This is a genomic window from Pseudomonas sp. SJZ080 (assembly GCF_007828295.1).
GTDB lineage: Bacteria > Pseudomonadota > Gammaproteobacteria > Pseudomonadales > Pseudomonadaceae > Aquipseudomonas > Aquipseudomonas migulae_A.
Genome location: NZ_VIUK01000005.1, coordinates 289,189 through 304,769, shown reverse-complemented (window position 1 = coordinate 304,769; position 15,581 = coordinate 289,189). Strand labels below are relative to the sequence as shown.

Genomic DNA, 15,581 nt, shown 5'->3' with positions numbered 1-15,581 from the left:
GACGTCACAGTTTCAACAATCAGCTGTCACCGGTAGAGTTTGAAAAGCGTTACGCAGCGAGCCTGGAGAGTGTCTAGAAAACCCGGGGCGATTCACTATTGCGCGACGGCTGAATCATGAAGAAATCCATCGTATGAACCCCTACAGATTGCTCCTGAATCAGTATGGGTGGGCACGACGATATGTCAAATCGTACTGTGCAGAATCATCATCCTCGCTAGCACTGACAATACTGAAAAATAGGGCTACCCCTTATACTGTGCAAAAAAAAATTAGTGGTTTAAAAGAATGAAGTCGGTACGGATGGCGCCCTTGATCTTGTCCTTTTCGAACGCCACCAGGTCGACCGCCGGATCGGCCACGGCTTCGACCAGCTCCGCATGCTCGGCCTGGTCTTCAGCCTTGCTGTGCAGGAACTTGTGCGCGAGTTTTTCGAAACCTTCAAAACACAGGTAGGCGCCGCCAACCATCAGCAACGGCGTAACCAGCCACGGAATGAACGCACTGATCGCCAGCGCCGATGGCACCAGGATCAGTTTGTTGAGAAACGACCCCTTGGCGACCGCCCAAACCACCGGGATTTCCCGCTCGGCGCGCACACCACTGACCTGCTGGGCATTGAGCGCCAGGTCGTCACCGAGCACGCCGGCGGTTTTCTTGGCGGCCATTTTGGTCATCAACGCCACGTCGTCGAGTACCGCGGCAATGTCGTCGATCAGCAACAGTAAACTGCTTCCTGCCATGAATCAGGTGTCCTTCTTTAATGAATGCTGCGCAGCATAGCGTGGCTGAGCGCCGCATGGGGCATTCTTGAGCGCCGCGCGAGGCCGGTGCTACCATGCGCAACCGCCAGAACAGGCAAGGAACCACCTGGTTTATGAGCACTATCCGCGAGCGCAACAAAGAACTGATCCTGCGTGCCGCCAGTGAAGAATTTGCCGACAAGGGCTTCGCTGCGACCAAAACCAGTGACATCGCAGCCAAGGCGGGATTGCCCAAGCCCAACGTCTACTACTACTTCAAATCCAAGGAAAACCTCTACCGCGAGGTTCTGGAAAGCATCATCGAGCCGATTCTGCAGGCCTCGACACCATTCAACGCCGACGGTGTGCCCAGCGAGGTGCTGAGCGGCTACATCCGCTCGAAAATCCGCATCTCCCGCGACCTGCCCTTCGCCTCCAAGGTGTTCGCCAGCGAAATCATGCACGGCGCTCCGCACCTGAGCGCCGACCTGGTCGAACAACTGAACAGCCAGGCCAAGCACAACATCGATTGCATCCAGACCTGGATCGACCGCGGCCAGATTGCCCCCATCGACCCCAACCACCTGATGTTCAGCATCTGGGCCGCGACCCAGACCTATGCCGACTTTGACTGGCAGATCACTGCGATAACCGGCAAGGCCAAGCTGGATGAAGAGGATTATGAGGCGGCGGCGCAGACGATTATTCGGTTGGTGCTCAAGGGGTGTGAGCCAGATCGGTAGACCGAGTTGCCTCCTTCGCGAGCAAGCCCGCTCCCACAATGGATCTGCGTCGTACACGAAACCAGTGTGGGAGCGGGCTTGCTCGCGAAGGAGGCGACTCGGTCCTACGATCAAACCCAAATCGCATCCCACAACGGATAGTTGCCAAGTTTTTCGACCAGCCCCGCCCGCAATGGGTTAGCGACAACATACCGAGCAAGCTTCACCAAATCCTCCTCACGGCGCAAAGCATGATCATGAAAACTCTGCTGCCAAAGGCTGCCCGTCCTGCCCGTCGCAGCATTGATTGTTCGAGTACTCAGTGATTTTGTCTGACACATCAACTGGCCCAGTGACCCTTTTTGCAATTGGATCAGCCAGTGAAAATGATCGGGCATGACAACAAAGGCCAAGGAGTCAGCAAACCCTTGCGCCTGTGCTTGGTTGAATTGGTGTACGACCAATCTTCCCAAGGTGTAATCCCTGAAAACAGGCTCGCGTCTCAGGGTATTGGCGGTTAGAAGATAGATACGGTTTTGCTCGGCAAACCGACCGATGCGCAGTCGGTGTGATGCTGAAAGCTCTGGCATTCCTTTGCCTCTCTCATTGTGAATACATGAGAAGGGCTAGGTCAGTGAACTGAAGACGGAGGGGCAGACTTTTAGCTGGATGTGTCTGGGGGATCGCCTTCGCGAGCAAGCCCGCTCCCACACTGGATCTGCGTCGTACACGAAACCAGTGTGGGAGCGGCTTGCTTGCGAAGGCGCAGATCAATCAATAAAGATCCTAGGCACTAACCCCCGCATCCGCCCGCAACCCCAACGCCTCGATCGCATTGATCGCACACTGCTCATCAATATCCGACAAATCCCCGCTGATCCCCACAGCTCCCAGCACATTCCCCTCCTGATCACGGATCAACACACCGCCCGGTGCCGGCACCACACTGCCCTGCCCCAGACTGTTCAACGCCGCAATAAATGCCGGGCGTTGCTGGGCGTCCAGCGCCAGCAGGCGTGAGCCTTTGCCCAGGGCGATGGCGCCCCAGGCTTTGCCGATGGCGATTTGCGGTCGCAGAAGGCTGGCACCGTCTTCGCGTTGCAGCGAGAGCAGGTGCCCGCCGGCATCCAGCACGGCGATGGTCAACGGGGCCGCGGAAATAGCACGCGCGGCGGAGATGGCCTGACTGGTCAGGTTGACTGCCACTTTCAAGGTTAAAGCGCTCATGGTGCCGTCCTCATTTTGTTATAGGGAAAGCGGATGGACTGCACGTTTGTGCCGCAGTCCGATGCAACAAATAGAACACAATGAATTATATTTTTGTATACAATAATTCTCGAAAAGCGCCACATGCGACGAAAATCCACAGCAGAACAGGCTTCCGACGAATGAAACAGTCGCTTGAGAAAATGGATTGACCTGCGCCGTCCGCCGTGAATACACTCTGCGCAAAGCCACTTGTATACAATTACAAAACGTAAGAGGCACAAAACCATGAGCAAAATGAGAGCAATCGAAGCCGCCGTTCTGGTGATGCGCCGTGAAGGGGTCGATACCGCTTTTGGCATCCCGGGCGCCGCGATCAACCCGCTGTACAACGCCTTGCAGAAGGTCGGTGGCATCGATCACGTCCTCGCTCGCCACGTTGAAGGCGCCTCGCACATGGCCGAGGGTTACACCCGCACCAAGGCTGGCAACATCGGCGTGTGCATCGGCACTTCCGGCCCGGCCGGTACCGACATGGTCACCGGGCTCTACAGCGCCTCGGCCGACTCGATCCCGATTCTGTGCATCACAGGGCAAGCACCCCGCGCCCGGATGCACAAGGAAGACTTCCAGGCAGTCGACATCACCAGCATCGTCAAGCCAGTGACCAAGTGGGCAACCACCGTTCTGGAACCGGGCCAGGTGCCTTACGCGTTCCAGAAGGCGTTCTTCGAAATGCGCTCCGGTCGCCCGGGGCCAGTGCTGATCGACCTGCCGTTCGACGTGCAGATGGCCGAAATCGAATTCGACATCGATGCCTACCAGCCGCTGCCATTGGCCAAGCCGAGCGCGACCCGCGTTCAAGTGGAAAAAGCCCTGGCGCTGCTCGATCAGGCCGAACGCCCATTGCTGGTAGCCGGTGGCGGCATCATCAACGCCGATGCCAGCGACTTGCTGGTGGAGTTCGCTGAGCTGACCGGTATCCCGGTGATTCCGACCCTGATGGGCTGGGGCACCATTCCGGACGATCACCCGCTGATGGTCGGCATGGTCGGCTTGCAGACCTCGCACCGCTACGGCAATGCCACGATGCTGAAATCCGACGTGGTACTCGGTATCGGTAACCGTTGGGCCAACCGTCATACCGGTTCGGTCGACGTGTACACCGAAGGCCGCAAGTTCATTCACGTCGACATCGAAGGCACTCAGATCGGCCGCGTGTTCACCCCGGACCTGGGCATCGTGTCCGACGCCGCTGCCGCGCTGACCGTGTTCATCGAAGTCGCTCGCGAATGGCAGGCCGCCGGCAAACTGAAAAACCGCAGCGCCTGGCTGCAAGACTGCCAGCAGCGTAAAGCCAGCCTGCAGCGCAAGACTCACTTCGACAACGTGCCGGTCAAGCCGCAGCGCGTGTATGAAGAGATGAACCAAGTGTTCGGCAAAGACACCTGCTACGTCAGCACCATCGGTCTGTCGCAGATTGCCGGCGCGCAGTTCCTGCACGTCTACAAGCCGCGTCACTGGATCAACTGCGGTCAGGCCGGCCCGTTGGGCTGGACCATTCCTGCAGCATTGGGCGTGGTCAAGGCCGATCCGACCCGCAAGGTCGTGGCACTGTCGGGCGACTATGATTTCCAGTTCATGATCGAAGAACTGGCCGTAGGCGCGCAGTTCAAGCTGCCGTACATCCACGTTGTGGTAAACAATTCGTACCTGGGGCTGATTCGTCAGGCCCAGCGCGGTTTCGACATGGACTACTGCGTACAGCTGTCCTTCGATAACCTGAACGCTCCGGAACTCAACGGTTACGGTGTCGATCACGTGGCGGTCGCCGAGGGCCTCGGCTGCAAGGCACTGCGAGTGTTCGAACCGGCTCAGATCCAGCCTGCCCTGCGCAAGGCTCAGGAACTGATCGAGGAGTTCAAGGTGCCGGTGATCGTCGAGATTATCCTGGAGCGCGTGACCAACATTTCCATGGGCACCGAGATCAACGCCGTCAACGAATTCGAAGACCTGGCGCTGGTCGGCAACGATGCGCCAACGGCGATTTCGTTGCTCGATTAACGATTGATCACGCCCCTGTAGGAGCCGGCTTGCTGGCGATAGCAATGTATCAGCCACATCAATGTCGATTGATAAACCGCCATCGCCAGCAAGCCGGTTCCTACAGACGGACCTCACACATATACGGGAGACCACCATGCCGCGTTTCGCAGCCAACCTGTCCATGCTGTTCACCGAGCAGGAGTTTCTCGCCCGTTTCGAAGCGGCCGCCAAGGCCGGCTTCACTGGCGTGGAATATCTGTTCCCTTACGACTTCAGCTCCGCCGAAATCAAAGCCAGGCTCGACGCCAACGGCCTGACCCAGGTGTTGTTCAACCTGCCGGCCGGTGACTGGGCCAAGGGCGAGCGCGGTATCGCGTGCCTGCCGGACCGGGTCGAAGAATTTCGCGCCGGTGTCGATCTTGCGATTGCCTACGCGCAAGTGCTGGGCAACACCCAGGTCAACTGCCTGGCCGGTATTCGTCCACAGGGCGTCGACGATGTCACCGTGGAAAAAACCTTCGTCGCCAACCTCAAGTATGCGGCCGACAAGCTGCAAGCGGCGGGCATCAAACTGGTGATGGAAGCGATCAACACCCGCGACATCCCGGGTTTCTATCTGAACAACACGGCGCAAGCCCTGTCGATTCGCGAGCAGGTCGGCAGTGCCAACCTGTTCCTGCAATACGACATCTACCACATGCAAATCATGGAGGGTGACCTGGCCCGCACCATGGCCGCGCACCTGGGCGAGATCAACCACATCCAGTTGGCCGACAACCCCGGGCGCAACGAACCGGGCACCGGGGAAATCAACTACCGCTTCCTGTTCGAACACCTGGACCGCATCGGTTATCAGGGTTGGGTTGGCTGTGAATACAAGCCGCTGACCACCACGGAAGCGGGTCTGGGCTGGCTGAAAACCCACAACGCGATCTAACGCAAATCCTTGCAGGAGCCGGCTTGCTGGCGATGGCATCACTGCGGTGTCTATGACAGACCGCATCGCCTGGATCGCCAGCAAGCCGACTCCTACAGAAGCAGTCCCAATTTGTTTGCAGCAGCAATAAAAACAAGAGGATTTTCACATGGCTAAAATCGGATTTATCGGCACCGGCATCATGGGCCACCCAATGGCGTTGAACCTGCAGAAAGCCGGTCACAGCCTGTTCCTGTCGGCGCATCACGACGCCGCCCCTGCCGACCTCGTTGCCGGTGGCGCCGTCGCGCTGGCGAACCCGAAAGAAGTTGCCCAGGAAGCCGAGTTCATCATCGTCATGGTGCCGGATACCCCGCAGGTCGATGACGTACTGTTCCGCGCCGACGGTATCGCAGCCGGTGTGGGCAAAGGCAAAATCGTCATCGACATGAGCTCGATCTCGCCCACCGCCACCAAAGCCTTCGCGTCCAAAATCAACGAAAAAGGTGCGCAGTACCTCGACGCGCCCGTGTCCGGCGGCGAAGTCGGTGCCAAGGCTGCGACCCTGAGCATCATGGTCGGCGGCGATGCCGACGCCTTCGAGCGCGCCCTGCCGCTGTTCCAGGCCATGGGCAAAAACATCACCTTGGTCGGTGGCAATGGCGACGGGCAAACCGCGAAAGTGGCGAACCAGATCATCGTTGCGCTGAACATTCAGGCCGTGGCCGAAGCGCTGTTGTTCGCCTCGAAAAACGGTGCCGATCCGGCCAAGGTCCGTGAAGCGCTGATGGGCGGTTTCGCTTCGTCGAAGATCCTTGAAGTGCACGGCGAGCGCATGATCAAAGGCACCTTCGACCCGGGCTTCCGCATCAGCCTGCACCAGAAGGACCTGAACCTGGCCCTGCAAGGCGCCAAAGAGCTGAACATCAACCTGCCGAACACTGCCAACGCCCAGCAAGTGTTCAGCACCTGCGCGGCCATCGGTGGCAGCAACTGGGATCACTCGGCGCTGATCAAGGGTCTGGAACACATGGCGAATTTCTCGATTCGCGATAAGTAACGCCATACACCTGTAGGAGTCGGCTTGCTGGCGATTCAGGCGACACGGTCTGCTATGCACACCGCATTGATGCAATCGCCAGCAAACCGGCTCCTACAGGATCGAGTTGCCCTTCAAATAACAAGAATTCCGGGAGCCCGCCATGTCGGTCGATCCGCAACAATTCCTGCGCGAGCTGTTCGCCACAGCCATCGACGCGGCCCATCCGCAGCACGTCCTCGAAGCTTATTTGCCCACCGATCGCAGCGGTCGGGTGATCGTCATCGGTGCCGGTAAAGCCGCAGCCGCCATGGCCCAGGTGGTCGAGCGTTGCTGGCAGGGTGAAGTGTCCGGTCTGGTGGTGACGCGTTACGGTCACGGCGCCCCGTGCGAAAAAATCGAAGTGGTCGAAGCAGCGCACCCGGTGCCGGATGCTGCCGGCCAAGCGGTCGCCAAGCGTGTCTTTGAACTGGTCAGCCACCTGACTGAAGACGACCGCGTGATCTTCCTCCTTTCGGGCGGTGGTTCTGCGCTGCTCGCACTTCCAGCTGCCGGCATCACCCTCGCCGACAAACAATCGATCAACAAAGCCCTGCTCAAATCCGGCGCGACCATCGGCGAGATGAACTGCGTACGCAAACACCTTTCGGCGATCAAGGGCGGTCGCCTCGGCAAAGCCTGCTGGCCGGCCACTGTTTATACCTATGCGATTTCCGACGTGCCGGGCGACCTCGCCACGGTCATCGCCTCCGGCCCTACCGTGGCCGATCCGAGCACCTCCGGCGACGCGCTGGCAATCCTCAAACGCTATGGCATCGATATCCCGGCGTCCGTACGCAACTGGCTGCAAAGCCCGGAATCGGAGACGGTCAAACCCGGCGATCCGAGCCTGGCGCGCAGTCATTTCCAGTTGATCGCCCGTCCACAGCAGTCGCTTGAAGCGGCCGCGGTGAAAGCGCGTCAGGCCGGCTTCAGCCCATTGATCCTCGGCGACCTGGAAGGCGAGTCCCGCGAAGTCGCCAAGGTTCACGCCGGCATCGCGCGGCAAGTGGTTTTGCATGGCCAGCCATTGCCGGCGCCGTGCGTGATCCTCTCGGGCGGCGAAACCACGGTCACCGTGCGCGGCAATGGCCGGGGCGGGCGTAACGCCGAATTCCTGCTCAGCCTGACCGACAGCCTCAAAGGCCTGCCCGGCGTCTACGCGCTGGCCGGCGACACCGATGGCATCGACGGTTCCGAAGACAACGCCGGCGCAATCATGACCCCGGAGAGCTACGTCCGCGCCGCCGCCCTCGGGTTGAGCGCCAGCGACGAACTCGACAACAACAATGGCTACGGCTATTTCGCGGCGCTGGACGCACTGATCGTCACCGAGCCGACCCGCACCAACGTCAACGACTTCCGCGCCATTCTGATTCTCGAGAGCCCTAAACATGACGCCTGATAAAAAGGTCAAAATCCTCGCCACCCTCGGCCCGGCCACCGATGGCCTCGAAGACATCCGCGAGCTGGTACAGGCCGGGGTCAACATCTTCCGCCTGAACTTCAGCCACGGCGATCACGCTGACCACGCCCAGCGCTATCAGTGGATCCGTGAAGTCGAGCGTCAGCTGAATTACCCCCTTGGCATTCTGATGGACCTGCAAGGCCCGAAACTGCGGGTCGGCAAGTTCGCCGAAGGCAAGGTGCAACTGCATCGTGGTCAAGCGCTGCGCCTGGACCTGGACCCGACGCCGGGCGATCAACGCCGGGTCAACCTGCCACACCCGGAAATCATCGCCGCGCTGGAGCCGGGAATGGATCTGCTGCTGGACGACGGCAAACTGCGTCTGCGGGTGGTCACCAAGTACGCCGATGCCATCGACACCACGGTGCTCAATGGCGGTGAGTTGTCGGATCGCAAAGGGGTGAACGTGCCGCAAGCGGTGCTGGAACTGAGCCCGCTGACCGCCAAGGATCGTCGCGACTTGAGTTTCGGTCTGGAACTGGGTGTGGACTGGGTCGCGCTGTCGTTCGTGCAACGTCCGGAAGACATTCGCGAAGCCCGTGAACTGATCGGTGACAAAGCGTTTTTGATGGCCAAGATCGAGAAGCCGTCGGCGGTCACTCAACTGCGGGAAATCGCTGAACTGAGCGACGCGATCATGGTTGCCCGTGGCGACCTCGGCGTCGAAGTACCGGCCGAAAGCGTGCCGCAGATTCAGAAAAACATCATCAGCATTTGCCGCGAACTGGGCAAACCGGTGGTGGTGGCGACGCAGATGCTCGAGTCGATGCGCTTCTCCCCGGCGCCGACCCGCGCCGAAGTCACCGATGTGGCCAACGCCGTGGCCGAAGGTGCTGATGCGGTGATGCTGTCGGCGGAAACCGCGTCCGGCGAGTACCCGATGGAAGCCGTGCAGATGATGAGCAAGATCATCCGCCAAGTGGAAAACGGCCCGGACTATCAGACGCAACTGGACGTCAGCCGGCCGAAGGCTGAGGCGACGGTTTCCGATGCGATCAGTTGCGCGATTCGTCGCATCAGCAACGTGCTGCCGGTGGCGGTGCTGGTGAATTACAGCGAGTCGGGTGCGTCGAGTCTGCGTGCGGCGCGTGAACGGCCGACTGTGCCGATTCTGAACCTGACGCCGAACCTGCAGACGGCTCGCCGCTTGACGGTGGCCTGGGGCGTGCACTCGGTGGTGAATGATCGACTGCGGCAGGTGGATGAAGTGTGCTCGACGGCGTTGGAGATTGCGCAGGCACAGGGCATGGCGCAGCGCGGGGACACGTTATTGATCACGGCGGGTGTGCCGTTTGGGCAGCCTGGGTCGACTAACTCGTTGCGTATCGAGACGTTGATTTAAGCAACATTACTTGTGGCGAGGGAGCTTGCTCCCGCTCGGCTGCGTAGCAGTCGTCGCTTTGGCATGACGGTTCCAACAGAAAGACCGCATTCGCCGAATTGGGGCTGCTACGCAGCCCAGCGGGAGCAAGCTCCCTCACCACAGGGTTTATGCAAGACCTTGGTTTTTCCCACTGCCCTAGATTTCATCATGCCTGCCAACCACTTCAACACCCACTGCCCCGATTGGGCGACAGCCCTGCTCAACGGTTTCAGCCAGATCTTCCTCCAGCGCCATCCGCTGTGCGGCCTGCTGTGCCTGTTGGCGATCCTCTTTACCGCGCCAACCCTGCTCGGCGGTGCCCTGCTGGGCGGCCTCGCCGGTTTGCTCACCGCGCAACGTCGCAACTACGCCAAGGCCGACCGTCAGGCCGGGCTGTTCAGTTACAACGGCGTTCTGCTCGGCTTGCTGCTGAGCCTGTATTTCCCTTGGTCGGCGCTGCTGCCGCCGCTGATCATTGCCGCTGGCGGACTGAGTGCCATGCTCACCCAGCAATGGTTGAAACGCGCCCGCGACCATCATTGCCTGCCGGCCTACACCGCGCCCTTCGTCGGCATGAGCTGGTTGCTGCTGTCGTTTACCGGGCCGCAACACCCCGCGCCACTGATCGACATGAACACGCTCAACCTGTTCGCCGCCCCGTTGAAGGGGCTCGGTCAGGTGATGTTTCTCGGTCATCCGTTGGCGGGTGCACTGATCGCCGTCGGCTTGCTGATCGCCGACCGACGCGCTTTTTTGTGGGCACTGCTGGGCTCCATTGCCGGACTCGCGTTCGCCTTGCTGCAGCACGAAACCTCAATCGCGCTGCTGGGGCTGGGCGGTTATAACGCCGTGCTCGCCGCCCTCGCCTTCAGCGGACAACGCCGCCGGCCCTGGCTGCCACTGCTGGGCATTGGACTTGCCGTATTGTTCACACCGGGCTTCGCCGCGCTCGGTCTGGCCACGTTGACCGCGCCGTTCATCCTCGCCTGCTGGCTGATCCGCGCCGGCATTCGGGTGCTGCGCCAGGCCGCCGTCGACCACGCGCCTTGCGCTATCGGGGAGAATCACCCTAGGCTGCGCTGATTCTCGATTCAGGCGTTTTCCATGGACAGCAGCAAAAACTGGCGTGAAGACCTTTACGTCATGGTTTTCCAGAGCGACACCAAGGCCGGACGGCGCTTCGACGGCATTCTGCTGTTGATCATCCTCGCCAGCATCGTCATCGTGATGCTCGACAGCATCGACACGATCCACAAGAACTACGCCAACGTGCTGGCGTACATCGAGTGGGGCTTCACCGTCATCTTCGCCATCGAATATGGCCTGCGCCTCTATTGTTCGCCGAAGCCACTGCGTTACGCGTTCAGCTTTTACGGCCTGGTGGATTTGCTGGCGATCGTGCCCGGTATCCTGGCGCTGTATTACGCCGATGCGCAGTATTTGCTGATTATCCGGATCATTCGAATGCTGCGGATTTTTCGCGTGCTCAAGCTCAGTCCTTATCTGAAACAAGCCAATTATCTGATGTCGGCGCTGCGCGGCAGCAAGCAGAAGATCGTGGTGTTTCTGGTCAGCGTCTGCACATTGGTGACCGTGTTCGGCACACTGATGTACGTGATCGAAGGCCCGGATCACGGCTTTACCAGCATTCCGAAAGGTATCTACTGGGCGATCGTGACGCTGACTACCGTAGGCTTTGGCGACATCGTGCCCAAGACGCCGCTGGGTCAGGTGATTTCGTCGCTGGTGATGATCACCGGTTACTCGATCATTGCAGTGCCGACGGGGATTTTCACCGCCGAGCTGGCCAACGCCATGCGCGGCGAACAGTTGCAACACGACTGCCCGGTGTGCAAAAAAAACAGCCACGAGCACGGCGCTGCATTTTGCTCGCGGTGCGGCAATGCTCTATTCAAGAAAGTGGAATAAGCAAAGTGCTTTTTAATCTTTAAAGGACTATGCGAGCACAGTTATAGTCGCTGGCAAAACAGTAGCAACCCCTCTTTTAATGAGTAACAACTAACCCGTAGAAGCTGCCGAAGGCTGCGATCTTTTGATGTGGCTCTTAAAGTTCAAAAGACCACAGCCTTCGGCAGTTCCTACAAATAGAACAAGGAATGCGCAGTGAAAAAACTCTTTGGCGCCTCACTTCTGGCCGCTGGCCTGGCACTGACCAGCGTGGCTCAGGCCGCACCGACCCTGCTCAACGTTTCCTACGACGTGATGCGCGATTTCTACAAGGACTACAACGCGGCCTTCCAGAAACACTGGCAAGCCGAGCACAACGAAAACATCACCCTGCAGATGTCCTTCGGCGGTTCCAGCAAACAGGCGCGCTCCGTGATCGACGGCCTGCCGGCTGACGTCATCACCATGAACATGGCTACCGACATCAACGCTCTGGCGGACAACGGCAAACTGGTCCCGGACAACTGGGTCACCCGCCTGCCGAACAACAGCGCGCCGTTCACGTCGGCCACTGTGTTCATCGTTCGCAAAGGCAACCCGAAAGCGCTGAAAGACTGGCCTGATCTGCTCAAGGACGGCGTGCAAGTGATCGTGCCGAACCCGAAAACCTCGGGCAACGGCCGCTACACCTATCTGTCGGCCTGGGGTTATGTGCTGAAAAACGGCGGTGACGAGAACAAGGCCAAAGCCTTCGTCGGCAAACTGTTCAAACAAGCGCCAGTGCTCGATACCGGTGGCCGTGCCGCCACCACCACGTTCATGACCAACCAGATCGGCGACGTGCTGGTGACCTTCGAAAACGAAGCGGAAATGATTGCCCGCGAGTTTGGCCGTGACCAGTTCGAAGTCATCTACCCAAGTGTCTCCGCCGAAGCGGAGCCGCCGGTGTCTGTGGTCGACAAAGTAGTCGAGAAGAAAGGCACCCGCGCTGCCGCCGAGGAATACCTGAAGTACCTGTGGTCGCCGGAAGGTCAGGAAATTGCCGCCGCCAACTACCTGCGTCCACGTGATCCGGCCGTACTGGCCAAGTACAACGATCGCTTCCCGACAGTGGATTTCCTCTCGGTGGAGAAGACCTTTGGTGACTGGCGCACCGTGCAGAAGACTCACTTCAATGATGGCGGGATTTTTGATCAGATTTACAGCGGTCAGTAATGCCTGAGCCAATGAAAAAGGCGACCTGAGAAGGTCGCCTTTTTTACTGAAAAACACCGAGAACCTGTAGGAGCCAAGCTTGCTCGCGATAGCGGTCTGTCTCTCACATCAATGCTGAATGTTCTACCGCCATCGCGAGCAAGCTCTGCTCCTACAGTAGTCTCGCGAGCGCAGTTACATCGGTGGGGTCACGCCATCCTTGCCGGCCGAAATCGACTGCGCCGTCAGCGTCCCGTCGGCACTCTGCGTCACGAACGTCACGATCTTCACGCCCACTTTCAGCAAGCGGCGGTCCCCTGGCAGCAGGTTCACAATCGGCACATCCTCCGGCACCAGAATCTTCTGCTGACCCCCCTTGTAGTTGACGGTCAGCACGCGGCTATTGCTCACCACCAGGTCGCCGACGCTGCCATTGGTCATGCTGCTGCCCTTGACCAGATCGAAAGGCCGATGGCCATCACCGCTGCCGGCCAGCTCCGGTGGGAAAACATGGACCTCCAGTGCTTTGAGCGAACCGTCTTCCTGCGCAATGGCCGCCGAGCCAATGTAACTGCCCGGCTTGATGTCTTCGATATTGGCCAGGGTTACAGCGCGGATTTTGGTGTCCTTGGTCAGATTGATGACCACGTTTTCGCCAGTATTGACGTGGACTTTCAAGATGTCGGGGCTCCCCCCGGTGATCTCGCCGCGTACACCGATGCGCATGCCCGGCGCGTCGGCCGCCTGGGCGAGACTTGCCGTGAACAAGCCAATCAAGCTGATAACTGAAGCGCCGCGAATCAGGTGGCGGAACATCGCGTTCATGAAAAGTGCCCTTCCGGTTATGAATCGTGAAGAGAGAACATAAGCACGCTATCGAACAAGATGTAAGTGAATGTATCATCAGACTTTGAAATCCTGGCGCAGATTCATCGGCACACGCCGGCGTCACTCATTCCGCAATGGAATGATTGCTATCACTCCAATCCCACTTCCGCCGTTCCGGCCAGCCGCTTAGCCTGCGCGCATTCCATTTTGCTCAGCGAGACACGTTATGAACCCAGCGAATCAGGCACCTCACGGCGCCACGACAATGACCAAAGGCATGGTGCTGCTGTTCGCCTTTTGCTGTGGCGCCATCGTTGCCAACATCTACTACGCCCAGCCGATCATCGGCTTGATCGCGCCGGACATTGGCCTGACCAGCACCATGGCCAGCCTGATCGTTTCGCTGACCCAGATTGGTTACGCATTGGGCCTGTTCTTCCTGGTGCCGCTGGGGGATCTGCTGGAAAACCGTCGGTTGATGATCATCACCACCCTGGTGGCGATTGCCAGTTTGTTGGGCGCAGCGTTTACAGATCAACCCAACGTGTTTCTGTTGATCTCGTTGCTGGTGGGTTTCAGCTCGGTGTCGGTGCAGATCCTGATTCCACTGGCCGCGCACCTGGCGCCGGAAGAAACCCGCGGCCGGGTGGTCGGTGGAATCATGGGCGGCTTGCTGCTGGGAATTCTGTTGGCGCGGCCGGTGTCCAGCGTTGTGGCTGATCACTTTGGCTGGCGCGCGATGTTCGTGATCGCCGCCGTATTGATGGCGGCGATCAGCATTGTGCTGGCCGTGACGATTCCCAAGCGCCAGCCGGATCACAGCGCCTCTTATGGCCAATTGTTGGGCTCGCTGTGGACGCTGTTGCGCCAACAACCGGTACTGCGTCAGCGCGCGTTTTACCAGGGTTGCATGTTCGCCACGTTCAGCCTGTTCTGGACAGCCGTGCCACTGGAACTGGCACGCAATCACGGCCTGTCGCAAACCCGGATCGCGATCTTCGCCCTGGTTGGAGCCATCGGCGCGATCGCCGCACCGATCGCCGGTCGACTGGCTGACGCCGGCCACACCCGCATCGCTTCACTGCTGGCACTGCTGTTCGCCAGCCTGAGCTTCCTGCCGGCGTTCATCCATCCGGCCTACAGTGTCATCGGCCTCGCCGTCACCGGCGTGGTGCTCGATTTCTGCGTACAAATGAACATGGTCCTTGGCCAACGCGCGGTCTATGCCCTCGACGCCAAAAGCCGCAGCCGCCTGAATGCGCTGTACATGACCAGCATTTTCATCGGCGGCGCGTTTGGCTCCTCGGTCGCCAGTGCGGTGTATGAGCACGGCGGCTGGATGTGGACCGTGATTGTGGGCAGCGCGTTTCCACTGTTGGCGTTGTTGCGGTTCTTGAGCGTTTCGCAGAAGGCTTCGCTCGCAACGGCTTAACACCTCGTCGCTGCCGAATCAGGACCTGCCGGCGGTGTTTCTTATCGGGCAGATGGCGAGTGCCAGGGCTGGGGAAGCGCCGCTGCGCTACAAGGTCAGGCACATGAGCCGGGTTCGCCGACGCAGGCCAGCAAGTGCTCGACGGTGTGCTCCAGCAGCCCTGAGTTGTCGAGCACATGCACGCTCGAGTCCTCCGCCAACAGGCGCTCATTGAAACGGGCATTACGCGCAAGCCGCTGATCGATCTCGGCCTCCGACTCACGTCCGCGCGCCAACAGGCGCTGGCGCAACACCGGCTGGTTCACGGTCAGCAACACCACCCACACGTCCGGATAACGTTCACGGGTTTGCGGCAGATGCGCGCGCGAACCGTTGACCAGTACGTCGCCCCCCGCCGCCAGCCACTCGTCGATTTCCCGCGGGATGCCATAAGCCAGGCCATGAGCCTGCCAGCTGAGGGCAAATGCACCCTGAGCCTGCATCTCGGCGAACTGCTGCTCGCTGACGCCCTGCGCCGCCTCCCCGACCGCTTCCGCAGAGCGCGTGATAACCCGCCGCACGATACGACAGCCGCGTTCGGCCAACCGCGTTCGTGCGGCATCCAGCAGACTGTCCTTGCCCGAACCTGAAGGCCCGATGAGATAGATCAACCTGCCGGACATCAAAACATCCTCTTC

The 15,581-nt window shown here is 59.7% G+C and carries 14 protein-coding genes and 1 pseudogene; 10 read left to right on the top strand and 5 right to left on the bottom strand.

The features are described from left to right. Positions 1–284: 284 nt before the first annotated feature. Positions 285–743 (bottom strand): annotated as a pseudogene (locus tag FBY04_RS10365) (DUF808 family protein); the annotation flags it as partial. Positions 744–877: 134 nt separating this feature from the next. Here FBY04_RS10365 and FBY04_RS10360 point away from each other — a divergent pair. Continuing rightward, positions 878–1,486 carry a TetR/AcrR family transcriptional regulator gene (locus FBY04_RS10360; RefSeq protein WP_008026771.1) on the top strand — a complete coding sequence of 203 codons (609 nt, stop codon included), beginning with the start codon at positions 878–880 and terminating at the stop codon, positions 1,484–1,486. 110 nt (positions 1,487–1,596) lie between these two features. On the opposite strand, the gene FBY04_RS10355 is transcribed toward FBY04_RS10360, so the two are convergent. After that, a complete protein-coding gene (locus FBY04_RS10355; protein ID WP_145315155.1) occupies positions 1,597–2,055 on the bottom strand; it encodes a transposase in 459 nt (152 codons plus the stop codon). 196 nt (positions 2,056–2,251) lie between these two features. Further along, on the bottom strand, positions 2,252–2,692 hold the full coding sequence (locus tag FBY04_RS10350) for a heme-binding protein (RefSeq protein WP_145315154.1): 441 nt from the start codon (positions 2,690–2,692) through the stop codon (positions 2,252–2,254). 267 nt (positions 2,693–2,959) lie between these two features. Between FBY04_RS10350 and gcl the strand changes: the two genes are divergently transcribed. The 8 genes from gcl (at position 2,960) to FBY04_RS10310 (ending at position 12,665) form a co-directional block, all read left to right on the top strand. After that, entirely contained in the window at positions 2,960–4,735 is a 1,776-nt protein-coding gene (gene gcl, locus FBY04_RS10345) for a glyoxylate carboligase (protein ID WP_084320601.1), read from the top strand. A 136-nt stretch (positions 4,736–4,871) separates the two neighbouring features. Further along, positions 4,872–5,654: a hydroxypyruvate isomerase gene (gene hyi / locus FBY04_RS10340; protein WP_145315153.1), complete on the top strand. Its 783-nt coding sequence runs from the start codon at positions 4,872–4,874 to the stop codon at positions 5,652–5,654. 148 nt (positions 5,655–5,802) lie between these two features. Then, positions 5,803–6,693: a 2-hydroxy-3-oxopropionate reductase gene (locus tag FBY04_RS10335; RefSeq protein ID WP_084320599.1), complete on the top strand. Its 891-nt coding sequence runs from the start codon at positions 5,803–5,805 to the stop codon at positions 6,691–6,693. A gap of 142 nt (positions 6,694–6,835) precedes the next feature. Further along, on the top strand, positions 6,836–8,116 hold the full coding sequence (locus FBY04_RS10330; protein ID WP_145315152.1) for a glycerate kinase: 1,281 nt from the start codon (positions 6,836–6,838) through the stop codon (positions 8,114–8,116). Continuing rightward, complete coding sequence (gene pyk / locus FBY04_RS10325; RefSeq protein ID WP_084320597.1) at positions 8,106–9,521, top strand: pyruvate kinase; 1,416 nt, start codon at positions 8,106–8,108, stop codon at positions 9,519–9,521. Before FBY04_RS10330 ends, pyk begins: the two co-directional genes overlap by 11 nt. Positions 9,522–9,710: 189 nt before the next feature. After that, entirely contained in the window at positions 9,711–10,625 is a 915-nt protein-coding gene (locus FBY04_RS10320) for an urea transporter (protein WP_145315151.1), read from the top strand. A 21-nt stretch (positions 10,626–10,646) separates the two neighbouring features. Continuing rightward, positions 10,647–11,471 carry an ion transporter gene (locus FBY04_RS10315; RefSeq protein ID WP_145315150.1) on the top strand — a complete coding sequence of 275 codons (825 nt, stop codon included), beginning with the start codon at positions 10,647–10,649 and terminating at the stop codon, positions 11,469–11,471. A gap of 195 nt (positions 11,472–11,666) precedes the next feature. Further along, on the top strand, positions 11,667–12,665 hold the full coding sequence (locus tag FBY04_RS10310; protein ID WP_084320594.1) for a sulfate ABC transporter substrate-binding protein: 999 nt from the start codon (positions 11,667–11,669) through the stop codon (positions 12,663–12,665). 174 nt (positions 12,666–12,839) lie between these two features. Here the strand turns inward: FBY04_RS10310 and FBY04_RS10305 are convergent, their stop codons facing one another. Beyond that, the gene (locus tag FBY04_RS10305) at positions 12,840–13,469 is read right to left on the bottom strand and encodes a hypothetical protein (RefSeq protein WP_178118271.1); all 630 of its coding nucleotides are present in this window, start codon (positions 13,467–13,469) and stop codon (positions 12,840–12,842) included. A gap of 229 nt (positions 13,470–13,698) precedes the next feature. Here FBY04_RS10305 and FBY04_RS10300 point away from each other — a divergent pair, with 229 nt between their 5' ends. Continuing rightward, positions 13,699–14,904 (top strand): MFS transporter, encoded by a 1,206-nt coding sequence (locus tag FBY04_RS10300; protein ID WP_145315149.1) that lies wholly within the window; start codon positions 13,699–13,701, stop codon positions 14,902–14,904. A 95-nt stretch (positions 14,905–14,999) separates the two neighbouring features. Here the strand turns inward: FBY04_RS10300 and phnN are convergent, their stop codons facing one another. Next, complete coding sequence (gene phnN, locus FBY04_RS10295; RefSeq protein WP_145315148.1) at positions 15,000–15,566, bottom strand: phosphonate metabolism protein/1,5-bisphosphokinase (PRPP-forming) PhnN; 567 nt, start codon at positions 15,564–15,566, stop codon at positions 15,000–15,002. Positions 15,567–15,581 lie beyond the last annotated feature (15 nt).